Source organism: Rhizobium sp. SU303, from assembly GCF_021052345.1.
Taxonomy (GTDB): domain Bacteria; phylum Pseudomonadota; class Alphaproteobacteria; order Rhizobiales; family Rhizobiaceae; genus Rhizobium; species Rhizobium laguerreae.
On sequence record NZ_CP088096.1, the window covers coordinates 440,295 to 463,822 of the forward strand.

Annotated in this window: 17 protein-coding genes, 7 pseudogenes and 1 riboswitch; of the genes and pseudogenes, 15 read left to right on the plus strand and 9 right to left on the minus strand. The window is 56.6% G+C overall.

The genetic code is table 11. The features are described 5' to 3' along the window. Positions 1–5 precede the first annotated feature (5 nt). From RlegSU303_RS26650 to RlegSU303_RS26705, 12 genes and pseudogenes are all read left to right on the plus strand, one after another. Positions 6–1,490: a sugar ABC transporter ATP-binding protein gene (locus RlegSU303_RS26650; protein ID WP_115156514.1), complete on the plus strand. Its 1,485-nt coding sequence runs from the start codon at positions 6–8 to the stop codon at positions 1,488–1,490. Beyond that, a complete protein-coding gene (locus tag RlegSU303_RS26655; protein WP_131718320.1) occupies positions 1,483–2,472 on the plus strand; it encodes an ABC transporter permease in 990 nt (329 codons plus the stop codon). The genes RlegSU303_RS26650 and RlegSU303_RS26655 overlap by 8 nt, the downstream gene beginning before the upstream one ends. A gap of 13 nt (positions 2,473–2,485) precedes the next feature. Beyond that, positions 2,486–3,544 carry an ABC transporter permease gene (locus RlegSU303_RS26660; protein WP_020048067.1) on the plus strand — a complete coding sequence of 353 codons (1,059 nt, stop codon included), beginning with the start codon at positions 2,486–2,488 and terminating at the stop codon, positions 3,542–3,544. Between the two features lie 161 nt (positions 3,545–3,705). Continuing rightward, positions 3,706–3,885, plus strand: a pseudogene (locus RlegSU303_RS26665) (transaldolase family protein); the annotation flags it as partial. A gap of 233 nt (positions 3,886–4,118) precedes the next feature. Continuing rightward, positions 4,119–4,574, plus strand: a complete 456-nt coding sequence (locus tag RlegSU303_RS26670; RefSeq protein WP_020050260.1) for an RbsD/FucU family protein — start codon at positions 4,119–4,121, stop codon at positions 4,572–4,574. 42 nt (positions 4,575–4,616) lie between these two features. Further along, positions 4,617–4,784: pseudogene (locus RlegSU303_RS26675) on the plus strand (PfkB family carbohydrate kinase); the annotation flags it as partial. Then, positions 4,781–5,656 (plus strand): carbohydrate ABC transporter permease, encoded by an 876-nt coding sequence (locus RlegSU303_RS26680; protein WP_128403546.1) that lies wholly within the window; start codon positions 4,781–4,783, stop codon positions 5,654–5,656. The pseudogene RlegSU303_RS26675 and the gene RlegSU303_RS26680, both read left to right, overlap by 4 nt. Further along, positions 5,653–6,681, plus strand: coding sequence for a carbohydrate ABC transporter permease (locus tag RlegSU303_RS26685; RefSeq protein WP_131718599.1), 1,029 nt, complete (start codon positions 5,653–5,655; stop codon positions 6,679–6,681). The genes RlegSU303_RS26680 and RlegSU303_RS26685 overlap by 4 nt, the downstream gene beginning before the upstream one ends. Positions 6,682–6,725: 44 nt before the next feature. Continuing rightward, positions 6,726–8,180, plus strand: a complete 1,455-nt coding sequence (locus RlegSU303_RS26690; RefSeq protein WP_231283899.1) for an ABC transporter substrate-binding protein — start codon at positions 6,726–6,728, stop codon at positions 8,178–8,180. 115 nt (positions 8,181–8,295) lie between these two features. Then, positions 8,296–9,387, plus strand: coding sequence for an ABC transporter ATP-binding protein (locus tag RlegSU303_RS26695; protein WP_131718316.1), 1,092 nt, complete (start codon positions 8,296–8,298; stop codon positions 9,385–9,387). A 728-nt stretch (positions 9,388–10,115) separates the two neighbouring features. Further along, complete coding sequence (locus RlegSU303_RS26700; RefSeq protein WP_011654190.1) at positions 10,116–10,790, plus strand: transcriptional regulator; 675 nt, start codon at positions 10,116–10,118, stop codon at positions 10,788–10,790. A gap of 129 nt (positions 10,791–10,919) precedes the next feature. After that, positions 10,920–11,474, plus strand: a complete 555-nt coding sequence (locus RlegSU303_RS26705; protein ID WP_011654191.1) for a hypothetical protein — start codon at positions 10,920–10,922, stop codon at positions 11,472–11,474. A 714-nt stretch (positions 11,475–12,188) separates the two neighbouring features. Here the strand turns inward: RlegSU303_RS26705 and RlegSU303_RS26710 are convergent. Beyond that, positions 12,189–12,749: pseudogene (locus tag RlegSU303_RS26710) on the minus strand (hypothetical protein); the annotation flags it as partial. A 90-nt stretch (positions 12,750–12,839) separates the two neighbouring features. Continuing rightward, a riboswitch (TPP riboswitch) is annotated at positions 12,840–12,950 on the minus strand. A gap of 219 nt (positions 12,951–13,169) precedes the next feature. After that, complete coding sequence (locus RlegSU303_RS26715) at positions 13,170–13,880, minus strand: hypothetical protein (RefSeq protein WP_026264770.1); 711 nt, start codon at positions 13,878–13,880, stop codon at positions 13,170–13,172. A 947-nt stretch (positions 13,881–14,827) separates the two neighbouring features. Between RlegSU303_RS26715 and RlegSU303_RS26720 the strand changes: the two are divergent. The 3 genes and pseudogenes from RlegSU303_RS26720 to RlegSU303_RS26730 form a co-directional block, all read left to right on the plus strand. After that, positions 14,828–15,022: pseudogene (locus RlegSU303_RS26720) on the plus strand (IS5/IS1182 family transposase); the annotation flags it as partial. A 22-nt stretch (positions 15,023–15,044) separates the two neighbouring features. Continuing rightward, positions 15,045–15,271, plus strand: a pseudogene (locus RlegSU303_RS26725) (rhizopine-binding protein); the annotation flags it as partial. A 568-nt stretch (positions 15,272–15,839) separates the two neighbouring features. Next, on the plus strand, positions 15,840–16,073 hold the full coding sequence (locus RlegSU303_RS26730; protein ID WP_011654195.1) for a helix-turn-helix domain-containing protein: 234 nt from the start codon (positions 15,840–15,842) through the stop codon (positions 16,071–16,073). Positions 16,074–16,417: 344 nt separating this feature from the next. On the opposite strand, the pseudogene RlegSU303_RS26735 reads toward RlegSU303_RS26730, so the two are convergent. The 7 genes and pseudogenes from RlegSU303_RS26735 to nifK all read right to left on the minus strand — a co-directional run. Next, positions 16,418–16,552 (minus strand): annotated as a pseudogene (locus RlegSU303_RS26735) (helix-turn-helix domain-containing protein); the annotation flags it as partial. A gap of 98 nt (positions 16,553–16,650) precedes the next feature. Next, positions 16,651–17,016 (minus strand): hypothetical protein, encoded by a 366-nt coding sequence (locus RlegSU303_RS26740; RefSeq protein WP_011654198.1) that lies wholly within the window; start codon positions 17,014–17,016, stop codon positions 16,651–16,653. Positions 17,017–17,913: 897 nt separating this feature from the next. Next, positions 17,914–18,181, minus strand: a pseudogene (locus RlegSU303_RS26745) (transposase domain-containing protein); the annotation flags it as partial. Between the two features lie 248 nt (positions 18,182–18,429). After that, positions 18,430–18,753: a ferredoxin III, nif-specific gene (gene fdxB, locus RlegSU303_RS26750; protein ID WP_011654200.1), complete on the minus strand. Its 324-nt coding sequence runs from the start codon at positions 18,751–18,753 to the stop codon at positions 18,430–18,432. A gap of 354 nt (positions 18,754–19,107) precedes the next feature. Beyond that, a complete protein-coding gene (gene nifN, locus RlegSU303_RS26755; protein ID WP_011654201.1) occupies positions 19,108–20,445 on the minus strand; it encodes a nitrogenase iron-molybdenum cofactor biosynthesis protein NifN in 1,338 nt (445 codons plus the stop codon). A gap of 54 nt (positions 20,446–20,499) precedes the next feature. Further along, entirely contained in the window at positions 20,500–21,921 is a 1,422-nt protein-coding gene (nifE, locus tag RlegSU303_RS26760; RefSeq protein WP_011654202.1) for a nitrogenase iron-molybdenum cofactor biosynthesis protein NifE, read from the minus strand. Between the two features lie 53 nt (positions 21,922–21,974). Beyond that, positions 21,975–23,516, minus strand: coding sequence for a nitrogenase molybdenum-iron protein subunit beta (nifK, locus tag RlegSU303_RS26765; RefSeq protein ID WP_011654203.1), 1,542 nt, complete (start codon positions 23,514–23,516; stop codon positions 21,975–21,977). Between the last annotated feature and the right edge of the window lie 12 nt (positions 23,517–23,528).

The window sequence follows — 23,528 nt, forward strand, 5'->3', positions numbered from 1 at the left end:
CCACTATGACCACATTCCTTGAATTGACCCATGTCTCCAAGCATTTCGGCGGAGTTCGTGCGCTTCGAGATGTCGATCTGTCGCTGGAGGCCGGCGAAGTTCACTGTCTTGTTGGCGAAAATGGTTCGGGCAAATCCACCCTGATCAAGATTATTGCTGGCGTGCAGGCGCCCGATCCAGGTGGTAGCATCGTTCTGGAGGGTCGCGAACATGCTCGTTTGGACCCCATTCTTTCCACCAAGAGTGGCATCCAGGTTATCTATCAGGATCTCTCCCTCTTCCCCAATATGTCCGTGGCGGAGAACATCGCCATCGGCAGCCACATGGGCTTGCCTCGGCTCGCGAATTGGAACCGCATAAATGACATTGCGGCGAAAGCCATGGCCCGCATCAACGTCAATCTCGACCTGGAGACGATGGTGTCGGACCTCTCTATCGCAAACCGGCAACTGGTTGCGATTTGCCGCGCCATGGCCGCCGACGCAAAGCTGGTCATCATGGACGAGCCCACCGCCTCGTTGACCCGGCATGAGGTGGATTCTCTGCTGCGTGTCGTCAACGACCTTAAGAGCAGAGACATTTGCACGGTGTTCGTATCCCACCGTCTCGATGAAGTAATGGAGATAGCCGAGCGCGTAACGGTTCTGCGTGACGGCGGTAAGGTGGGGACCTTCGATGCCAGCGAGATCACTTCACGGCGGCTCGAGACCTTGATGACCGGTCATGAGTTCCACTATGCGCCTCCGCGGCCCGGAGGCGAGGCTGCGGAGGTTGTGCTGGCGGTTCGAAACCTGACTCGACCAGGCCACTACGAGGATATCAGCTTCGACATTCGCAAAGGAGAGATCGTCGGCCTTACCGGGCTTTTGGGCTCCGGACGGACAGAACTCGCACTCAGCATCTTCGGTATGAATCCACCGTCCCGCGGCACGATTGAAGTCTCCGGAAAGCCGCTGATAGCCAGCTCCAATCGTGTCGCAATAGCCAGCGGTGTGGCTTACGTCCCGGAAGACAGGTTGATGCTCGGCCTGGCGCTGGGGCAGCCCATTTCTGCAAACATCCTCGCGACGGTCCTCGACAGCTTGGCCGGCAAATTCGGCCTCATCAACCCCGCCAAACGTGTAGCCGCAGCCGATGATTGGATCGTTCGCCTGAACACGAAAGTGTCCGACCTCGAAAATCCCGTCGGAACTCTGTCAGGAGGCAACCAGCAACGGGTAGTGTTGGGCAAGTGGATGGCCACAAAACCCCGCGTGCTGATACTCGATAGCCCAACCGTCGGCGTGGACATCAAGGCCAAGGACGGAATCTATGAGATAGTGCACCGATTGGCGGCAGAAGGCGTCGGGGTACTGCTCATCTCCGACGAAGCCCAGGAGGTCTTCTACCACACCCATCGTGTCCTGGTCATGCGGCAAGGCAGGCTCGTCAGCGAAGTGCATCCGCTTTCGTCGACCGAGAGAAATCTGCAGGAGGAAATCTATGCCTAAGACAATTCAACGCTGGACACGAAGTCACGAATTTTGGCTGCTTGCGGTCGTCATCGTATTGTCCATGTTCCTCACGGCAGCGACGGACAGTTTTCTGACGCTGCAAAACCTTTTCGACCTTCTCACCTCCACTTCGTTTGCAGGCATTCTTGCAGCCGGTCTGCTTGTGGTCTTGGTGTTCGGTGGGATCGACATCTCCTTTACTGCCATAGCCAGCGTCGCTCAATATGTGGCTCTCATGATTGCCAAGATCTATCCAATTGGGTGGTTCGGAGTGTTCCTTGTCGCCTGCTGCACTGGTATACTATGTGGGCTATTCAATGCGGCTATTATTCATAAGGTTCGCATCTCTTCGGTTATTGTGACTATATCCACTCTCAATATTTTTTATGGATTGCTAATATATATCACCCGCGGCGACTATATCACCTCGCTTCCCAGCTATTTCCGCGAAGGGATCTGGTGGTTCGAATTCACCGACAGTAATGGATTTCCTTATGCGATCAATTTCCAGGCGCTGTTGCTAGTGGTCGCATTCTTTATGACCTGGGTCTTGCTCAACAAGACAAACATCGGTCGTCAAATATATGCCATGGGGGGGAATGAGATAGCCGCCGAACGCCTTGGTTTTCATGTCTTCGGCCTGAGGTGCCTTGTCTACGGTTATATGGGGTTCATGGCTGCGATCGCATCAATATCGCAAGCCCAGCTGGCCCAATCGGTTACGCCGACGACGCTCATCGGCAAGGAACTCGAAGTGCTTGCGGCTGTCGTTCTTGGCGGCGCGAGTCTGGCCGGTGGCAACGGCTCCGTGTTTGGCGCCGTACTCGGCGTGATGCTCATCGCAATTTTGCAGAACGGACTGATATTGCTTGGCGTGTCCTCATACTGGAATCAGTTCTTTGTCGGCTGCGTTATTCTGCTTGCGGTCTCGGCGACTGCGCTGTCTCAGCGGCGTCGGCATGCTGGACTCGCGTCCTAGGGAGGAAATTACCATGAAGCCGTCCGCCAATCGATCTCTCATATCCCGTTTCGTTCGAGAGAACGCCACAACGATGACGCTTGCTTCCATTTTCATGGCCGTTCTGGCGGTGTTTGGCCTCATTCTCGGCGATCGGCTGCTGAGTGTGGGAACATTTCAGTCGATAGCCTTTCAGACCCCGGAACTTGGCATTCTTGGTCTTGCGATGATGCTTGCGCTCCTTTCCGGCGGGCTGAATTTGTCGATCATTTCGACGGCCAATCTCTGCGCTTTGACGATAGCGTCGGTGTTGCAGTTCACAATTCCGTGGGGCGATGCTGGAAGTGTGCTTTGGCTCACCTGGCAAGTAGGCGCGGTTGCCGCGGGCCTCGCCGTCGCAATTCTGATAGGCCTGTTGAACGGCTTCATCATCGCCTATCTCGGTGTATCCCCCATTCTGGCCACACTGGGGACCATGATCGCCTGCAAAGGTCTTGCCATTGGACTGACGCGTGGAAACGTCTTGTCAGGCTTTCCAGATCCAATCGTTGCGATTGGAAATGGAACCTATCTGGGCGTACCGCTTGCGTTCCTGCTGTTTGTTGCCCTTTGCGTGTTCGTGTCGGTGGTTCTTCGGCGATCATCCTTCGGTCAGAAGGTCTACCTTGTCGGCGCCAACGAGAAAGCTGCCCAGTTCTCGGGCATACATGTCAAACGAGTTTTGCTTTTGACGTATGCCTTATCGGGCGCGCTTGCAGGATGCGGCGGGCTTGTAATGATGGCCCGATTCAATTCTGCCAACGCGTCCTATGGCGAGAGCTTCCTTCTCATCAGCATCCTGGCGGCGGTTCTGGGGGGCATCAATCCATATGGCGGCACCGGAAAAGTATCAGGGTTGTTTGCTGCGTTGCTGCTCTTGCAGTTGATCTCCTCCGTGTTCAATTTGATGAACTTTAGCCAGTTCCTGACAATTGCCATCTGGGGGGCACTTCTGATCGGCGTTTCCGCGCTCCGCTCAGGCACAGGCATATTCGATCGGTTGCACCTCTTCGAATTCTGGAGAGCAAAGAGCGCCGTGTCCGAAAAACCCTGATCTGTTCGTCTTGGAAAGTGGACGGAGGATGCCTTAACGACAGTGGCGCTCAAAAATGTCTGCACCAAACCACGAAGCTGAGCCGGCGTGGAGCACCATCGATGTGTGGAATTGCCGAGCGATTGTCACTTGCCGAATAGATATGAGGAGAAGTTCAGTTCATGGACAAGCTTGCGCAATTGCGTCAAATGACGACGGTAGTCGCCGACACCGCTGACGTTGAAGCCGTCAAGCGCCTCAAGCCAATGGATTGTACCACCAATCCCACCATTGTGCTCCAGGCGCTAAAAACTCCTATCTACGATGAAGATTTTGAGGAAGCATTCGAGTGGGGGAGCAAGGCCTCCGCCGAAGGCGCGCTATACGTTCGCCGCGCTGTAGATGTGAAGAATATCTGGATCCCCTACGGAGATTGAGGGCTCCAACTCTGGTCATGCGGGCGGGAGGATAACCGCACCGGCAGGCGAGAACGACGGAATTTGAGGGAATCGCAGAGCTGTAACGGAGCTGCGATTATGGGCTCTGCTTTGCGGCACGAGGTGCTGCGAAATGGTGCAACTAAGGGAGGATTTTCATGCTGAAAAATATCGATCCGGCTCTAAATGCGGACGTGCTGCACGCGCTCCGATCCATGGGGCATGGCGACACGGTCGTCGTTTCCGACACCAATTTTCCTTCGGATTCCATTGCCCGGCAAACGGTGCTCGGCAAGCTGTTGCGGATAGACAATGTGTCTGCTGCCCGCGCCATCAAAGCTATTCTTTCGGTAATGCCGCTGGATACGCCGCTGCAGCCGTCCGCCGGGCGAATGGAAATCATGGGCGCGCCGGACGAGATCCCTCCAGTGCAGCAGGAAGTCCAGGCCGTTATCGACGGCGCCGAGGGCAAGCCGGCGCCGATGTATGGCATCGAGCGTTTCGCCTTCTATGAGGAGGCAAAAAAGGCCTATTGCGTCATCACCACGGGCGAAAACCGCTTCTACGGCTGCTTCCTGTTCACCAAAGGCGTCATTCCGCCGGAAACCGTTTGAGGGGAAACGATAATGAAGGTGGGTGTTTCGATCCTCGGGATTTTCGTCGGCGGCTTCTCGGCAGCGCTCTCGCGGGGCGCTAGTTCGGTCGAGGCCGTGCGTTTCGGCTGCGCGACCGCCGGTATTGCGGTGACGCGGCGGGGTACCGCACCTGCAATGCCGAAGATCGAGGAAATCGAGGCGCTTCTCCAGAAAGGAGACGCGGCATGACCCGCAACGATCCGATCAAACACTTCTTCATCTGGCCGGCGTTGCTGATCGTGCTGGTGATCTCGATCTTCCCGCTGATCTATTCGCTGACCACCAGCTTCATGAGCCTGCGGCTCGTGCCGCCGATCCCCGCGCATTTCGTCGGCTTCGGCAACTATACGGAACTGCTTCAGAATCCGCGCTTCTGGAATGTCGCCTGGACGACGACGATCATCGCTTTTGTCGCAGTCGCGCTGCAGTATGTCATCGGTTTTTCCGTGGCGCTCGCGCTCAACCGTCGGGTGCCCGGAGAAGGTTTGTTCCGGGTCAGCTTCCTGGTGCCAATGCTGGTGGCGCCCGTTGCCGTTGCACTCATTGCCCGCCAGATCCTCAATCCCACGATGGGGCCGCTCAATGAGTTGATGACCGCCTTCGGCTTTCCCAATCTGCCGTTTCTGACGCAGACCAGATGGGCTATCGGCGCCATCATTTCCGTCGAAGTGTGGCAGTGGACACCCTTCGTCATCCTCATGCTTCTTGCCGGGTTGCAAACCCTGCCGGAGGACGTCTACGAGGCGGCCGCGCTTGAAAATGCCAGCCCCTGGCAGCAGTTCTGGGGGATCACTTTCCCGATGATGCTGCCGATTTCGGTGGCTGTGGTCTTCATCCGCCTCATCGAGAGCTACAAGATCATCGACACGGTGTTCGTCATGACAGGCGGAGGGCCTGGCATTTCGACCGAAACGCTGACCCTGTTCGCGTATCAGGAGGGCTTCAAGAAGTTCAACCTCGGCTACACCTCCGCCCTGTCCTTCCTGTTCCTGATCGTCATTACCGTGATCGGGCTCGTCTATCTCGCCATCCTGAAGCCCTATCTGGAGAAGCACAAATGAGCGTGCGCGACCTCAAAGGATCCGGCCGCTGGTGGGCGCTCGCAGGCTGCCTACTGTGGCTCGCCTTCACCTTCTTTCCGCTTTACTGGGTGGCGATCACCTCGTTCAAGTCGCCGCTTGGGGTCGTCGGCGGGCCGACCTATATTCCATTTGTCGACTTCGACCCGACGCTGACAGCCTGGAGCGAGCTTCTGTCGGGCGCGCGCGGCCAGTTCTACAACACCTTCATCGCTTCCACGATCGTCGGGCTTTCCGCATCGGTGCTGGCCACCTTCATCGGATCGATGGCAGCCTACGCGCTGGTGCGCTTCACCTTCGAGGTCAAGCTGCTGTCCGGCGTGATTTTCGTCGTTGTTGCTTTCGGCGGATATCTGCTCGGCCGTCATGTGCTGGGCTACGGGCAGGCCATTTCGCTGATCTACGCCTTTGTCGCCGCGCTTGCGCTCGCCATCGGCTCCAGCCGAATGAAGCTTCCGGGGCCGCTCCTCGGCAATGATGATATCGTCTTCTGGTTTGTCAGCCAGCGCATGTTTCCGCCTATCGTCGCCGCCTTTGCCTTGTTCCTGATGTACACGGAAATGGGCAAGTTGGGGTTCAAACTGGTGGACACCTATACAGGCCTCACCTTCGCTTATGTCGCCTTCTCGCTGCCGATCGTGATCTGGCTGATGCGCGATTTCTTTGCGGCACTGCCGGTGGAAGTCGAAGAGGCGGCGATGGTCGACAATGTGCCGTCGTGGAGAATTTTTTTCGGTATCGTCCTGCCCATGTCCAAGCCGGGCCTGATCGCGACATTCATGATCACGCTCGCCTTCGTCTGGAACGAGTTCCTGTTCGCACTCTTCCTGACCAGTTCCAAATGGCAGACACTTCCCATTCTCGTCTCAGGGCAAAATAGCCAGCGCGGTGACGAGTGGTGGTCGATATCGGCAGCCGCCCTGGTTGCGATCATACCCATGGTCGTCATGGCGGGCATTTTGAGCAGGCTGATGCGGTCTGGCCTGCTTTTAGGAGCAATAAAGTGACCGTTCGACAAGCCTAGTCATTGTTCAATTCCAGGGAGGAAAACATGAGAAGATTGCTACTGAGTTCAACGGCCGCAGGACTATTTGCTGTGGCGGGCGTCCCATCCGCGCTCGCATGCGAACCGGACTACACCGGTGTCACGCTCACCGCCACGACGCAGACAGGCCCCTATATTGCTTCTGCGCTGCAACTCGCCGCCAAGGGCTGGGAGGAAAAGACCTGCGGCAAGGTGAATGTCGTCGAATTTCCGTGGTCGGAACTCTATCCAAAAATCGTAACCTCGTTGACCTCGGGCGAAGACACGTTCGACGTGGTTGCCTTTGCGCCGGCCTGGGCACCGGACTTCACCGACTTTCTTTCGGAAATGCCGAAGAGTATGCAATCAGGTGCCGACTGGGAAGACATCGCCCCGGTTTACCGCGAGCAATTGATGGTCTGGAACGGCAAGGTCCTGTCGCAGACCATGGACGGCGACGCTCATACCTATACCTACCGCATTGATCTGTTTGAAAACGCGGAAAACCAGAGCGCCTTCAAGGCGAAATATGGCTACGATCTGGCCCCGCCGAAGACATGGAAGCAGTATCTCGACATCGCTGAATTCTTCCAGCAGCCGGACAAGGGCCTTTGGGGCACGGCGGAAGCCTTCCGCCGTGGTGGCCAGCAATTCTGGTTCCTGTTCAGCCATGTTGCCGGCTACACAAGCCATCCCGATAATCCGGGCGGCATGTTCTTCGATCCTGACACGATGGATGCGCAGGTCAACAATCCAGGCTGGGTGCGCGGCCTGGAGGAATATATTCGCGCTTCGAAACTGGCACCGCCAAATGCGCTGAACTTCTCGTTCGGCGAAGTGAACGCAGCCTTTGCCGGTGGCCAGGTCGCGGAATCGATCGGCTGGGGCGATACCGGCGTCATCGCCGCCGACCCGAAGCAGTCCAAGGTTGCTGGCAATGTCGGTTCGGCATCGCTGCCGGGCTCGGACGAGATCTGGAACTACAAGACCAAGAAGTGGGACAAGCAGCCCGAGGTCGTCCAGACTTCCTTCATGGCCTTCGGCGGGTGGCAGGCGGCTGTTCCGTCGTCTTCCAAGAACCAGGAGGCAGCTTGGAACTATATCCAGTTCCTGACGAGCCCAGCAGTTTCCGGTCAGGCGGCGATTACCGGCGGCACAGGCGTCAATCCATACCGCCTTTCGCATACGACAAATACCAAGTTGTGGTCGAAGATCTTTTCCGAGCGCGAGGCTAAGGAATATCTTGGAAGCCAGAAGGACGCGGTGACCGCCAAGAACACGGCGCTCGACATGCGCCTGCCGGGCTATTTCTCCTATACGGAAATTCTTGAGATCGAGCTTTCCAAGGCATTGGCTGGAGAGGTGACGCCCCAGCAGGCGCTAGATACCGTCGCTGACGGGTGGAACAAGCTTACGGACGAGTTTGGCCGCGACAAGCAACTGGCAGCCTATCGCTCGTCAATGGGCCTGCCTGCGAAGTAGGCCGTCTTCAATAAATCCCATCCCGGCTCTGCGGGGTGGGATCAGCATCGTTGGCAGAAGAAAGAACCATCGCCGCTTACGGCAGGCGATGGACTTCTGATGAAAAGGTTACAGCATGTCCCAGGTGCGTTTGGATCAGGTCACCAAGTCCTTCGGTAGCGTTGCGGTCATTCCTCCGCTCGATCTGGTGATTGCCGACAAGGAATTCGTGGTTCTCGTCGGGCCTTCCGGTTGTGGGAAGACAACCACGCTGCGAATGATCGCCGGGCTGGAACAGGCGACGTCCGGAGAAATCCGCATCGGCGAGCGAGAGGTTACTGCGTTGCGTCCGGGCTTGCGCAATTGCTCGATGGTGTTTCAGAATTATGCACTCTATCCGCATATGACAGTCGCCGAAAACATTGGCTACGGCATGAAGGTGCGTGGAACGCCGAAAGAGGACATCGACACTGCTGTTGCGAATGCTGCGCGCATTCTCAATCTCGGCGCCTATCTTAATCGCAAACCGAGCGCGCTTTCGGGCGGTCAACGTCAGCGCGTCGCCATCGGGCGCGCCATTGTACGCCAGCCCGATGTTTTTCTGTTCGATGAACCGCTATCCAATCTGGACGCCAAGCTGCGCATCGAAATGCGCACCGAGATCAAACTGCTGCACCGCCGTCTGCAGACCACGATCGTCTATGTGACGCACGACCAGGTGGAGGCGATGACCATGGCCGACCGGGTCGTGGTGATGAACCAGGGTCGGATCGAACAGGCCGCCGACCCGATCACGCTTTATGAATCGCCGAAGAACCTGTTCGTCGCCGCTTTCATCGGCGCGCCCAGCATGAATTTTGTTCAAGGACGGTTGGGGGCCGGCGACGGCGGCGTTGTCTTCCGGGCGGAAGACGATGTCGCCATTCCCGTTCCAGCAGACATCGTGGAGCACCTTTCGGAGGGCATTGGCAAGGCCGTCGTTCTCGGTATTCGGCCTGAGCACACCATGACCGCGGACCCCACCTTTCCGACGATTCGTGTGCACGTCGCCGATATCGAACCTCTCGGCCCGCACACCCTTGCCATCGGGAAAGCTGGTGCGAGCGCGTTTACCGCTCAGATTCATGCCTCATCCAGGATCAGACCCGAAGACACGTTCGATGTTCCGATCGATCCGGAAAAGATGCATTTCTTCTTGAAAAGTACTGGTGAGGCTCTAAGGCGCTGAACCTGCGGGGTGTCACCGTTCAGCCAGGTCTGGTGACATTGCCATCTTTTTCTCTCAAAGCTGCAGTTCCATAAATGAGCGTTATCCAACTCGGGCTGACAATCGGGTCGACAGCTAGAACCCCATCAAGGCGATCAATGTTCACTAGCAAAGCAATCTGAGTCGGTCGCAGTGCGGACCGCCCCCGGCAGCGCAAACGGGCCGCTGATGTTCAAAGTCAAGATGGCTACAATTAGTGCGCGCTTCCTCCAGTTCTCATTGGTGAACGAGACAGATAACGTTGCGATGCCGGCCTAGGCGAGCAAAGAAAGACAAGGTTGACAGGCGCACTCCTTCTTCGATGAGGGTTCGGCAGTTCATGCGTGACGACGGTGGCGCCGATCGAGCGGGCCTTCGCCCGCGCGCGCCGGCAACGCCGGAGCTCTGGATGCGCTCCACAGACCGACGTCGGCGTTGCGGAAAATCTTTTAAGACTCCGACGATGCACAACAAGGAAGCTCGCCGATAAGTCCGCGCGACCACGTGCAACTTTTGATTCAGTACGGTTCGACTTCGCCAATGTGGCCTCACGCGGCTCAGCCCGCATTTGATTAGCCATATATTCTGCCCGGAACCGATGCGATGGATCTGATAGGAGCATGGCTATAGACGGGCAGTCCGGTAATCGTTATTCCGGACGTACCATCCCATCACCAAATCATCCCGTGGATTTTCCAAGGCCATTTATATTGAAAAAAGTGCAACGCAGTTTTGCCGTCGAGTACAAAACCGGCAGACGAAAACTCGATACCAGGTCGAACTCGATCTGGGGCAACGTGGACCTAAAGTCCGTCGCTCGCGACTTAGACGAAGGGGCAATGCCGTTTCTGCCGGATAGCTCTCAGAGTGGCAAATCCGACAGCGAAATTTCTTTACCAAATCCAGATAAGGCCGAGTCGTTGTTGACACCGCCTCTCGGGCCGTCGACAACTGCATCAGATACACAGGAGATAGGCATGGCCGACGAGACTGATACTGCAACCAGTGCCGATGCGCCGACCGTTGTCGAAACGCCAATTGCGCCGAAGAAACAGCGCAAACCCCGGGCCAAGAAAGCCGCGGCACTCGAAACCGCGTCAGCTGACACTACGGCAGAGCCAGCAGCTGCTCTGGCCGGCGCCGGTGGTGTGAAGAGGAGAGGGCGCAAGACAAAGGGGGTCGAAGCTGCGGCGAGTGCCAAACGCGCACCTGTGCGCCGAGCTCCAAAGGCCGTGCAGACAGCGCCGGCCGCACCGATGACGGCGATCGACGAGATGGCAGACCTTTTGCAGTTGGAAGAGGAAAACCAGCGGCTGCGGAAGCTTCTGGCTGAAAAACTTCGCGCTGAAAATGCCGATCTGCGCAAACGGCTCAAGCTCGACTGATATAAGCAGCCGGTCAACCGCCGGCCGCATTTCCATGGTTAGCAAGAGATACAATTTGGCAACGGTGAATGCTGTTGCCGGAACTAAAACTTGCAACCTGCTTGCGGGATAAAACGCGAGGTCGGATAGATGGCGTCTCCCTGGAAATTTCTTGCCCGACTGGTCTCACCGGGACGCGAACAAAAGCGAGAAAACGGCTCGACCGAGAAGGTTTCGCCGGAGGCGTTGCCTAGTTCTGGTTCGACTGAAACGCCTGTCGAGGACAGCCTGAATAGCGATGGTCGGCCGGCGGGCGAGGAGCTACCTCGTCACGGTCAACCCGGTGCAATTTCTCTCAAGCCTGTGCGTTCCGAAGGAGCTGAAAACGACGTCCAAGACAAGGTCGACGGCGAAGTCGCCAAAATCGTGGAGGGCGCTGATCCCGCTATATCCGGTGGTACTGGTATTGACTTCACCGCTGCACATGATGCCGCTAGGATCAAGCGAACGGCCGAGGTCAGACCGCGCGAGCAAAGGAGCCGCAGCAAGGAAGCGGTGGCGATTGCGAACGATCCCCAGGTTATCCACACTGCAAACGAGATGAGCCTCGATGACGAAATCAGGGTGCTCAGGGATCAGCTGGCCAGAAAGCTAACGTTGCAAAACGCGCAGTTGAGAAAAATGCTAGAGCGGTTTGAACGGTGAGCGTGGCGTGCTGTCTGCCCTTTTAAGCTTGTTGTACGTGAACAATCTCAGATTTGAATAGGGTGTCGCCGGTTCGAGTCCTTTCAAGGCGAGCATCCTTGACTTTCGCAATGGCGGCCGAAAAGATTGCTGAATGACGGCTTAGCGCGCCGCTGATTACGGTTGCCATCAGTTGGATCGACGCCACGGGCCCAAGCAGATTTGAATGCACGCACGGAAGTCACCTAGCTCTTCTTGACGGCAACGTTATCAAGGACCGCGCACAGGGTCTTCCCCAGCTTCTGCGCATCGTCATTTGCCTCCGCAAAGGAGGCGGTGCCGCGAGCGTCGGCACGGAAGCCATGCCTCCGCCCGCGACTACACTCCAAAAAGCAGGGCGCGCCACACGCGGGCGGTTTTAAAACGCAGCATGGATGACATTCCTTGCGTGTTTCGCGCCCTCACCGAAAGTCACCCTTCGCGAGTGTATCCGCAGGGTCGTACAAGCACTATCAATTGTCCACGCGCAGGGTCTGGTTCATGGCCGCATTGGTGCAGAAAACATCCTTACTGATGCCGGCGAGGATCCGGATTTCTTGCGGGTTTCGAATGGAGTCTCTGGCTGAATGCCCATCAACCGGAGTCGATGAACGCGCCTTGGGCGACGGCGCTCATGATCTGCAGAGCGGGGCGTATTCGTTCGATGGTGACTGGCGGGCACTGGGCCACATGGTTGATCGCCCGACCCACCGCCACTTCCCGCCGGGCGAATTCCGCCGTCACATGATCCGGAATATGCGCGCCGAAGCTCTCGCCGTCGCGGACTACGGCATCCGCCTGCGCCTTGCGGCCGGGGTTTTCGCGGATGGCGATGAACTCCATTTCCGGCGTGATGATACCGGCGCGCGCATAGGCAAACTGGGTGCCGGCCTCGCCATCCTTTGCGCGTAGCGGCCGGCGTAGCGTGGGAACTTCGGGCGTCAGCCTTTCGCCGCTGGCAAAGCCGTTGTCTTCGGGACGGACATGGCGGTCCTGATAGGCCTCGACGTCGCCGCGGGCGAGAACCCAGTCGCGTCGCAGTGAGGGCAGCCCCTGTTCGATACGGATCTCGGCGCCCTCGAGCGTATAGGGGCTGGAGGAGTCGTAGACCACAACGGGCGGCTCGCCTGATGTCGGATGTAGGCTGATTTCGCGCATCGGCACGCAAATGTCGGGATGGACGCCGCCCCGAATGTAGATCTTCCTGGATGCCGGCAAGGGGCCGGTGGTGTGGGTTGGGGTGGCTGCGATATTCATGGTTTGAGGTTCCAACTTTCGATTGGAGACCCAGTCCTCAGCCGGAATGATGAAAAGACGCCGGCACGGATTCCACGCGTGAATCCACTGCTTCGAGCGCTTGCACCGTCCCTACGCCAGTATGAACTGGATCAGGTTCAACGGGTCACTGCGCGCGATAGCAGTACCTCAGCCCCTTGATGGGACCCCCTGGTGAATGCAAAAAGCGTAGAGGTTTGCCGAGGGAACTGTCAAGCGACAATCTGCGATGGCTTGGGGTCAGGTTACACACAGGCTATCGTGCGTGGTCGCCGCGATCAAACGAATCGACAAGTCAATCGCCCGACCGGCACGCTTGTGCAAGCCGGACGCCTTTGTCCCATGCCGTGGCTTTCTATTTTATCCCGCGCAGTGCAGCAAGTGTACCGAGATACCGAAGCGCTATTGAGAAAGCAGGCGCGGAACTGGAAAGTCTAGGACCTTGTCCGTGTAACTTTCGACCAAGGCGCTAAACGGAGTGCCGTCTTGAAGTTTCAGTATGGCACGATGTTCGAGCAGGAACGGCGGCAGGCTAAGGGAACTTGTTTTATGCGTTATTAAGCCGTCCATGTCCCAGCCTTCGGATAGAGGGGACCAGAGCAACTTGGCAGACAGGTTTGTGCGAGTGAAATTGAGAGCCTGAACGGCTCTGCCAAACGCGATATCGCTGGTATTCAACGCCCGATTCATTTCTGCAGTTAATTTTGCAGGTACATACCAGTTGTCGGCTTCGGACAAGACGCGGTCGCCGCAGACCAGGCGGACGCGGCGATAAGCGATAAGCTCACCGGGTCCAACGGTCAGAAGTTCATGGATGTGCTCATCGGCCGGTTTGCCTTGCCTGTCCACACGCTGAGCCACGATCTTGGAACCTTTCGGTGCGAGCTTATGCGCGGCGCACCAGCGGTCAAGGGTCAACGTAGCACTAGCGTTACTCAGGAGATTGGCATTCAAGGTCTGGAGGACCGCAAGCGCTTCCACTCGAGATGCCGGGGTGTTCAGCCACTGAGATCCTATAGACGGCTCTTGCGCAATTGCGATCTGGGTGCCCAGCACGATGGCGGTCGCTGCAAGTGCGGCAATGCGAATGCATTTCGCAGAACATAATGACATGGAGAATGAAATCCTTTCTGCTGTATAATTGGGCGAACCTTGCGGGCCAAATATCCTTGATTTTCGCCCATGAGCGAGCGTTGCCAGGATATATGATAGCGGCAGCAGGATTTGAACTGCGGCTTGCGTGTACCGTATAGTGGTCAGGTTTCTGAAGTCTTTCTTACCATCTTTGGATGTTCCTGCCGTGCTGGTTCGCACCTGTTGAAACTTGTGTGTCCGAGCCGTCCTTTGGTTGCGTCGCATCCACGTCGTCCATAATATCCTCCATCCGTCCGGCGACCTGTTGTTAGAGTTTGCAAGCGTTGGCGACTGAGCCGGCGCTTCCATTCTGGAATATGAAGACCCGAGAGACGTGGATTTCAAATGAGGAACGTGGCGGCCAGCCCGAATTCTCCCAAGTCCATACTCATAACTCTCACTTTTAGCGCCTTTGTCGTCGCCCTCGCTCGTTGCGAGATGTTCATATAGCTGGATTGGATAAAATAGCTCGCAACCGAAAGCAAAATCCAGGAGCCATTGTTGGAAAAAGGGCTTCTTCGACGACCCCGAGCCCTCCTGCCGGTCGAGTGGCAATTGCAGACCAGGCAGCGACACGCCGTCGATGGTTGCCAACCGCAGGCGCGAGTAGCCATGACGCTTGTCTGATTTCTTTTGGCGCTCCATGTCATAGTGCTCCTTGTGTAAGCCTGCCGACGATGATGCCGTCGCCGGCAAGATCTCAGCATTCGTCGGGAAAGAATTTCCGTTGCTACCGTAGCTCCTCAGGACACGACACTTCATGAAAATAACAAGCAGCGCAACAGTGTGTTGCGTATATTTTATAGTATATCTTTTCATATTTGACAGATGCGCCCACTTGTGGGAGAAAGCCGCGAGTTATAAAAATATTATTTCATATATTATTGTGTATTTCGCACTTCATAACTTGGCGCTTGGGGGAATAGGTCCCCAACCGCTACGCTAAACTCTTCCTGGTCGAAACGGTCATCGGGCGATACAAGGCCATCATAGGACGGCGCCTTCGGGCCAGGTCGCGGCCTGGTCAGCAGACCGAAGTCGCCATCGGTTGCGCCGTTCTCTACGGCATGCTTGACTGGGCACGGTCGAAAGCCGTCTGCCGCCATGCAGACACGGCGTGATCAGACGTTTCAAAGACCGGCAAGGGATATGACCCAGGTCGTCGTCGGCGGCGTTGACGCCACGCAGGACGCGCTTGCCGCCAGCAGGCGGGCGATCTCGACTTTGCCGTGTTCCAGGATGCCGCCGGCCAGGGCAAGGCATCGTTCGATGCCGCACTCACGCCTGCTAAGGGCGAAAAGGTCGAAAAGAAGGGCTACATTCCGTTTCAGCTCATCACGCCTGCCAACGTCAACGACTTGGTGAACTGAGGCGCGAATGCCGCGCAATGCGGGCTTGCTCACATCCTCTTTTGGGGCGCTCGAAGTTCCGCAAAACCCTTAGGGTGCCAAGACGATGAAGGGTCCTTGACCTCAGGTCGCGCTTGATCTCGACGCGCCGTTCTCCGGCGATTTCTTCAAGACGACGGCCGATCAACAGAGCCAGGAGATTTCACACAAGCTCTGGCCGAACCTGCGGCCCTTGAGCGTATCACGCCGAGGCAACTCTCGAATTGTTTGTCCGTCGCTCCCCGCTTGAGAACGATCAGTACATCACTCGCCACGAGCTTCCCACCGGCATGAACGCTCCTGCCAGATAGGAAGCTGTTTATCGGCCGTCGCGAGTTTGCGCCGCAGTTGGGAGCGGGTCACCTCTTGTCGGCTGCCATGCAAGGGTTGTCCGTCCTTCATCGCGTCAGACCTATACTCCGTCGCACAAACTGATAGAAAGAGCGCCCGCGGATTTCGAAGAAACTGTCCGTCGCCGGACGTGGTCGGCAGCGGTGGAACTAGAAAACGGATGCACGTTTTCCGGCCGCCAAAAGGAGCCTTAAACGACATGAACATGGTCTCGAACATTACGAAATCCCAAGTTGCCCCGTCCGTTGGTGCTCTGCTTGTAGAAGCTCGCCTAGCTCGCGGCTATTCGCTGGATGACGTTGCAGAAACCACTGGTCTGACTGTGGCAGAGGTGACAGCTCTGGAGAATGACGCGGATTTCGACGCGTCGAGGATCCGAAGGATCGCATCCGCTCTAGGTATTCTAGAAAAGATATGCGATGCGCCGCGCTGACATCGTTGAACAACTCCTTCCAAGGCTACACCTCTCCAAGGAAGATGGGTGCAGCAACTCACGGTCGCGCTTTAAGCGGACGCTGTTCAACTCCGGCGCATTAATCAAATACGGCTGGACGTGCTCGTCCAGCCGGCCGGGCCAGATCTTTTCCTGAGCGCCTGAAGTCTTACGCGGAGCCGCAAGCTTCGTCTTCACCGGATAGGGCTTCAGCATGGGGTGAATTCCAGCTGGTCGCTTCTCGACATCAAATTAGTCGGAATATGATTTTTAGAACGGGCGGATTGGGACCGCTCCTACGGCAAAATCCTACACACAAAAATCACCCCGACTCATTGCGGAAACTGATAGCGCTGTGACCACTTCACCACAGAGGAAACGGCTATGTCGAACCGCTCCGCCACCACCCGACAGTTCTGACCGGCTGCAACTGCAGCCACTACGCATTCACGAAGAACATTCGAATAAGGTCGCGTCACGGATGCTGGCCTCCATTCCAGCATCCATCATGAATCACAATACCGCAGATTGGGGAATCCCGACCAGATTCCGATAAGTAATGAACCGCTCTAGACTGTCATGGAAGCGTTCCTGTTAAATTCCAGACCGTCCCGCTGTCCATGCTTTGATTGAGCACCGAGATGGTGCCGTTGGCCGCTCCCCTTTGATTGGCGGCATCCGTCGTCTGTTGCACGGAATTGAAGATCATTGCAGCAGCGACCGTACCTCCACCCATCTGGACTTGGATGTTCGCATCACCCGCCGCGGTTCGCCCCTGCATGTCGACGCGGGCAACGCCCACGGTATGCAATGTGCCAGCCCCACGTCCTAGATCGGCGAAAGTGATTTGTGCAATGACAGCCTTACAGTCATTCTGCTGCCCACTGTTCGGGATAGCTCTTCCCCGGATTGCGTGGTTGGTGTTCGTCTTGGTCAACGGCATGATGAAACTCCTTCGTGCTTCCTGATGATGTATGCCTGCAGGGTGACGTCTTTCCCCAGATCGCCAACGAAACGCTTAGGTTCAGTTTTGCATCTTTAATCTCCAGATCGCCTCGAGCTCAGAAAGCCTTTGCCGTGCGTGAAGGATGATACGTCTTCGGCGCCGCTCCGACATCGACATCCTCGTCGCGGATGCCGGCGAGCACGTCCACTCCCTTTTGGAACTTGACGACATTTCGGCGATTTGCCAGTTCCGCGCTTTCCCGTCATAGATAGTGTTCCTTCATGAGTTCGAAGCAATGCGGTTATCCCGCACCGCGGACGCGGCGGCCGCTCCGCTGCCTCGCAATAGCCCTCAAGATTCGTGCCAAGTCGGCCGATTGAGCTGACGAACAATTATTCGCTGCTATCTCAAAGAGGTGGGCGGAAAATGCGGGATCGGGCGAAGAGGAATGCGTGTCGCGGAGCCGACAAAGGTGACGATGATGTCGTAAGTTGGACGTAAACGGTGTTGCCAGGCGACGTCTTCGAGCGGTTGTCTCACAGACTAGAAACATCTTCATGTGAAGTTTCGTAAATCTGGACAATAACTGATCTTATACCGTGGGCGTTTGCGCTGCCTCCCGCTCTTTGGGAACTACGGAATGTGTGGAGACGGCATGGCTGGGTTTTGGGAGCCTGTGCCGGCTTAATCGTGTTCGGCGGCATATTTGTCTGGTTTATGTTGTCCAGCAGTCAGTCCACAATATGAACTATGGAGCGCTAGGTGTTGTGCAAACGCTCCGTTTGCTGCTTGGACCACTTGCTGCCGCCATCGTTATCATCCAGAGGACAAGCTTGGCTGCTGGAGTTTTTCCTGGGGTAGCCGTTGGATTCTGCGTCTACGTCGCCACTGCCACTACTGGAATTGGCATCTACGGGGAGTGAAGCCCAAGTGGTTCTCTTCGGCTGCGGGTTCGACCTTTGCGGTATAAGCCCATGGTAACAGATAGTCGATAGCTCTGCTTGTGGCCATTGACGATAGCCTTGAGCGTGGCGGTCAGATAGGCGAGCGGATCGACAGAATTAAGCTTGCAGGTCTCAATCAGCGAGGCGATAATCGCCCAGTTCTCCGCACCTGCGTCATGACCCGCGAAGAGAGCATTTTTACGACTAAGCGCGGGACGTGAGTCATTGTGCACTCCTTCGTCAAGAGTATGTAAGCATTGGAAGTGTCTCCGTATCCGCAATGCGACACGGGCCAGCCTTTCGAGCTATCGCGGCTTGAACCGGCCGCGAAGTAAGATCGTAGGCTCGGAATTGATACGGCACACCGTACTGTTGAGCATGCAGCAGATTCGTCTTTATGAGATGGCGTATCCACGGTTGTCTCTCATTGGACCGCGTCGGCGGCTTTTACCGCTCGGAACGGAATTCAAGATTCGTGCAATGAACGATGATGGACGGCGATATGAGTCTGGCAGTTCTTGGGGCAGACGCGGGCGCACGCTCCGCAGCCGATACATCGGCCGGGATAATCAATGACCATGATCACGCGACTGAGCTCACCATTAAAGTCGTCTTCGCCATCGCAAACACCGAGCATGTCACCTGCCTCATCGATGCCGTGGGCATGCATGACCTCGCGTGAGCAAACCTTGAAGCAGCGACCGCAGCCGATGCACATCGCAGGGTTGATCGAATTCAGATATTCCGGCATCCATCGGGACCCGTCGCGAGTCACGGATGAGCTTGTCATAGATTCCTCCGATTTATCGTGTTCTGCCGATGACAAAGTGGCTGAGGAAGGCCCGCCAATTGTCAGACAAACGCGAGTTGGCAGCTGACTAACGCCGCAATCTTTACCCCAGTGCGGTCCTCCACCTTCGCTTCTGCATCTTCCGATCTTGTGATTTCGAACCCAGCGGATTCCACGAAGGTCCTCGAGTCGCATGTCGCGTCAAATCGTCTGACCGATTCAAGCTGCGCTGTCAGTCCCTTCATATCTTGTGTGGCGACGGCAATTCGCGAAGTGCCCACCTGCCGTTTCGTCCGCGTTGATGAAGTCCGCCATTGAAGAGCGAGACGCGACGAATTGATCTCATTATTGCGATTACCGCCTATCGGTTGAGGCAAGTGGGCCGGGGTTCGGAGGGTGGTTAGCCAGAATGATGTTCGCGAAGTCGAAGATCACGTCGCGGGTTCCCCGGTATAATACTGTAAGCTTGTGCTGGCTGCCGAAGCGGTCGAAGATGGGGAAACCCACCCGCATCAGCGGAACACCGAGACGTCTGGCAGCTTCTCGGCCGTGCGAGTGTGTGACGATAAGATCGGCCATTGCGGCGAGACTTTCCAGATCACTGAGATCGCCGACTTTGACGGTTTTCGCCGGTACCATCTCGAGCGCCTTCGAAGTGCCGGTCGTGGTGACAGCGGCCGCAATTTCCGCACCCATGGTAGTAAAAAAGTTGGAGAGCTGGAAAAGTTGATCGGGTTCGGAAGCGATTGCGATCTTCTTGCCAGCCATATGGGAATGTCCGTCAAGCATGGCATCCTGCAACTGCATTCGGTTGCGGCGGACATTGAGCGGTGTCTGTTTGCGTGACATAGCGGCGAGCACGCGAATGAAGCGATCGACGTTTTCTAGTCCCGTCAGCGATCTAAACAGCACGTACGGCACGCCGGTCAGTCTCTGCAGCGCTTCAGCCGGTCGCCGCATATGCTCACCGATTGCGATACACTGCATCGTCGCACCGAGATCGCGGATCTCCTTCAATTTCGTGCCGCCATTCGTTATCGGCATCCATTCTTCGGGGATGGAGCCGTCGAGCGCTCCGGATACGTCGGGCAGAATAACCGGGTCGAGGCCGAAACTTACGGCCGTTTCGCGCAGATGTTCTATGTCAGCAACCGTTAAGTTCCAGCCAGGCAAGATCGCGATCTTCCTCGGATTGCGGTACTGCTTGTCAGGTCGCGCTATTGCCTCGATCACGGCGGTAACAGCTTTAGACCACCCCTCCTCTATGGCGCCGTCAAAGTCAGGCGTGTTGACGACTACCACTTCGGTGCCCACAAGTTCTATCCCCCGCCTGCGTTTGATATTTTCGACGTCACCGGCGACATCCTCGTCGCGGGCCTCTACCGATGCGGTCGTGCATATCCCGATCAGTCGTGGCCTTGTGCGGGTTTTGAGGCTGAGAATTGCCTCTTCGAGACGATCCGCGCCGCCGACGATTATCGCGGCTTCGTTCATCGCCGTGGTTTGCAGAGGGATCGCTTCATTGAAGTGCCTCACGAGCAGTGCGAGCGCGAAGCTCGTACATCCCTGGCTACCATGGAGCAGAGGTATTGCGCCGTCGACGCCCAGAAAGGCGAAGGCAGCACCAAGCGGCTGAGACGACTTCAGGGGGTTGACCGCCGCCGCCTTAGTTTGGGATACGACGCGTGCCATAGTACGACCTCAACATCTTTTTGCGAGTGATCTCGCGGGTTTGGTTCGACGCGCTTACGCTTCTCTTTTCGCTCGCTTTTCAGCGACCAAGGCCGGCTCCCATGGCGCCGGCTCGCGCACCTGCGGCCACATCGGATGCTGGATTGCCAGGTCAATTTGTCGAGCAAGTTGCACCATTCCCTCATAGCCAGCGTAAGCGTGATGACGCTCCTGGTTGATGTCGAGCCAGGGCATTTTTGCCTTTAGCGCTATATACTGGGTGCGTCCGCCCGATAGCATGATGTCAGCCTTTCTCTCGAGTAGAAGCGAGAAAAGCTCGCGCGGCGACATCGTCTCGAACAGAAGGTTCTCCTCCTTCAGGGTCTGTTTCACTCGCTCCCTATCTTCGAGCGTCGATTTCTTGACTGACGTGCCGACGATCTCCATGCCGATCTCCATCAAGGCATGGACGACCGACCAGGATTTCACGCCGCCTGTATTTAGAAGCACGCGCTTGCCCTCAAGGCGAGGTCGGTACGCTTCCAGCCTCTTCCACACCTTTTCCTCTTCTTCCGCTACAAGGATTTCCGCGCGATGCAAAAGCGAGGGGGCAGCACCCTTCTTTACAAGCAGATCGGCGATCCGCCGGAGCGCCTCCGAGGTGCCGGAGATGCCATAGAAGGAGCCCTCGAAAAACGGAATGTCCCAGCGTTCCTGCATCTTACGTGCCAACGTAACGAACGCTGTCGAACACACCGTCATCGCCGCGCGTGAGCGGTGGGCGGAGGCGACTTGCAGATATCGCGCGTCTCCGGGAATACAGGCACGGACGCGAATGCCGAGCTTATCCAAGAGCGGCTTCACCTGCCAGAACTCACCCGAGAGGTTAAATTCGCCGAGTATGTTGATGTCGCAAAGGCCCGGTTCATCGGGCTCCACGGTACCTATGACATGCTTGAGCAGCGCCTCGCCCGCTAGCTTGTTGCCGAGGTTTTTAGATCCGACAAAACCTGGCGCATCGACCGGCACCACTGGAAAGGCGAATTCGTCCGTCGCTCGCTTGCAAACAACGTCGATGTCGTCACCGATCATCGCTGTAACGCAGGTTGAATAGACAAAGATTGCCGCGGGCGCATACCCATCCTTGATTTCCCGGATCGCTTTAAAGAGCTTCCGTTCACTGTGTCCCATTATGATGTCGATTTCCGTAAGATCAGTCGTGAAGCTCGTGCGCCAAAGCGTTGGACCTGACGAGGCAGCGCCACGGTTGTCCCAGGAATTTCCCTCGCAGGCGAGTGGCCCGTGAATCAGATGTGCGACATCGGTGATCGGCTGCAGTGCGACCTTGGCGCCGTCGAAAGCGCAACCGCCGACGGCCGTTCCCGGGGCCATTGGCCTCGCGCAATTCCTTCGGCGCGCCTTAGGACCCTTGCTGCCGCTCCTTTCACTCGCTAGCTCGTGGAAGGCATCTTTGATTTTGGCGTTGAGCGAGGACATTCGTCTGCCTTCATATCTGGTTGAGAGATAGGCCGCCTGGCCGACCGCCGCTCCTAGCGAGTGAGGTCATACGAATAATCTGTCACACCCGCGTGCATTGTTTCGCGATCGAGGTTGTCGAAGATCTTGTCGAGGATCGACGTTAGAAGACGCAGTCCGCCTTGGTAGCCCATGAGGGGGAATCGATGATGATGGTGCCGGTCGAAAATTGGAAACATCAGCCGAACCAGTGGGGTACCGGTGTCCCGTTCAAGATACTTCCCATAAGAATTTCCGATCAGGAGATCCACCGGCTCTGTGAACAGTAGCGAGCGCAGTGCCCAGAGATCTTTGCCTGGCCAGACCTGTGCATTCTTCCCGAAGGGCGAGGATGCGAGGAGTTCCTTCATCTCGTCCTCCCAAGCTGAGGTGCCATTTGTGGCGAGGCAGTGGGTTGGCTCGCCGCCGGTCTCCATGATGAAGCGCGCCATCGCATAGACGAAATCTGGATCGCCATAGATCGCGTATTTCTTTCCGTATAGCCAAGCTTGGCTGTCCGCCATCGCATCGATGAGTCGGCCGCGCTCCAGACGGATCGCCTCGGGAATCTCTCTGCTGGAAATTTCCGATATCACCATCAGAAGTTCGTCGGTAGCTTCGACGCCGAGAGGGTAGTGGAAGGAGGTCGCCGCTTGTCCAACGTCTCTGCAGTAATCTAACGTCTTGCGAGTGTTGTAATATTGCAGGGACAATGTCCACTCCGCGTTCAACGCCGCCTTCACGTCATTGATGCTGGTCCCGCCGTCATACATCCGAAATTTGCCATCGGAAGGCGTATCGAACTGATCTGATGCGTCCTGGATGAACATGTAAGTCACTTGCATCAGGTCGAGCAGGCGTTTTAGTTCGCGATTGTTCCCAACGCAGAAGCCATCAAATCCAGGAATGATGTTGATAGTAGCGGTGGCTTCATTTCGCGCGGTGCCCTTCCAGAAATTCTCCAGCACACCTTTTACCATGCTGTCATAGCCATCGACATGGCTGCCGACAAAGGCAGGTGTGTGGGCGAAGGGGACATCGAAATCTCGCGGGACAGAACCTTCACTTTTGGCGTTTTCGATAAAACCATGCAGGTCATCTCCGATGACCTCGGCCATACATGTGGTCGATACCGCGATCATGTTCGGGTTATAGAGCTTGTACGTGTTGGCGAGGCCGTCGACCATATTCTTCAGGCCACCAAATACAGCGGCGTCTTCTGTCATTGATGACGAGACCACCGATGACGGCTCCTTGAAATGGCGCGATAGGTGCGACCTGTAGTAGGCAACGCAACCTTGGCTGCCATGGACGAACGACATCGTTCGTTCGAATCCCGCCGCTGCGAAAACCGCGCCGAGTGGCTGGCAGGCTTTGGCTGGATTAACGACAAGGGCTTTACGGGCCAAGTTTTTCTCGCGGTATTCCCAAGTCTTCGTGAATTCGCGCTGGTCTGACACGACCTTTTCCGGGTGTGGGCGTTCGAAGTTCAGCTTTTTCTCGGCCAACATTTGCCTGTATTCCGGCTCGCAGAACAAAGGCGCATGGTCGAGAGCTTTCTCAGCTGATTGCGGCATAGGGTCACCTCT

Excerpts from the sequence above, each read along its gene's own strand:
- RlegSU303_RS26655 (WP_131718320.1), top strand. The coding sequence starts at position 1,483 with ATGCCTAAGACAATTCAACGCTGGACACGAAGTCACGAATTTTGGCTG.
- fdxB (WP_011654200.1), bottom strand. The coding sequence starts at position 18,753 with ATGACAAGCTCATCCGTGACTCGCGACGGGTCCCGATGGATGCCGGAA.
- nifE (WP_011654202.1), bottom strand. The coding sequence starts at position 21,921 with ATGTCCTCGCTCAACGCCAAAATCAAAGATGCCTTCCACGAGCTAGCG.
- RlegSU303_RS26660 (WP_020048067.1), top strand. The coding sequence starts at position 2,486 with ATGAAGCCGTCCGCCAATCGATCTCTCATATCCCGTTTCGTTCGAGAG.
- RlegSU303_RS26650 (WP_115156514.1), top strand. The coding sequence starts at position 6 with ATGACCACATTCCTTGAATTGACCCATGTCTCCAAGCATTTCGGCGGA.
- RlegSU303_RS26685 (WP_131718599.1), top strand. The coding sequence starts at position 5,653 with ATGAGCGTGCGCGACCTCAAAGGATCCGGCCGCTGGTGGGCGCTCGCA.
- nifK (WP_011654203.1), bottom strand. The coding sequence starts at position 23,516 with ATGCCGCAATCAGCTGAGAAAGCTCTCGACCATGCGCCTTTGTTCTGC.
- RlegSU303_RS26730 (WP_011654195.1), top strand. The coding sequence starts at position 15,840 with ATGAACATGGTCTCGAACATTACGAAATCCCAAGTTGCCCCGTCCGTT.
- RlegSU303_RS26715 (WP_026264770.1), bottom strand. The coding sequence starts at position 13,880 with ATGTCATTATGTTCTGCGAAATGCATTCGCATTGCCGCACTTGCAGCG.
- RlegSU303_RS26695 (WP_131718316.1), top strand. The coding sequence starts at position 8,296 with ATGTCCCAGGTGCGTTTGGATCAGGTCACCAAGTCCTTCGGTAGCGTT.
- RlegSU303_RS26740 (WP_011654198.1), bottom strand. The coding sequence starts at position 17,016 with ATGCCGTTGACCAAGACGAACACCAACCACGCAATCCGGGGAAGAGCT.
- nifN (WP_011654201.1), bottom strand. The coding sequence starts at position 20,445 with ATGGCACGCGTCGTATCCCAAACTAAGGCGGCGGCGGTCAACCCCCTG.
- RlegSU303_RS26690 (WP_231283899.1), top strand. The coding sequence starts at position 6,726 with ATGAGAAGATTGCTACTGAGTTCAACGGCCGCAGGACTATTTGCTGTG.
- RlegSU303_RS26680 (WP_128403546.1), top strand. The coding sequence starts at position 4,781 with ATGACCCGCAACGATCCGATCAAACACTTCTTCATCTGGCCGGCGTTG.
- RlegSU303_RS26705 (WP_011654191.1), top strand. The coding sequence starts at position 10,920 with ATGGCGTCTCCCTGGAAATTTCTTGCCCGACTGGTCTCACCGGGACGC.
- RlegSU303_RS26670 (WP_020050260.1), top strand. The coding sequence starts at position 4,119 with ATGCTGAAAAATATCGATCCGGCTCTAAATGCGGACGTGCTGCACGCG.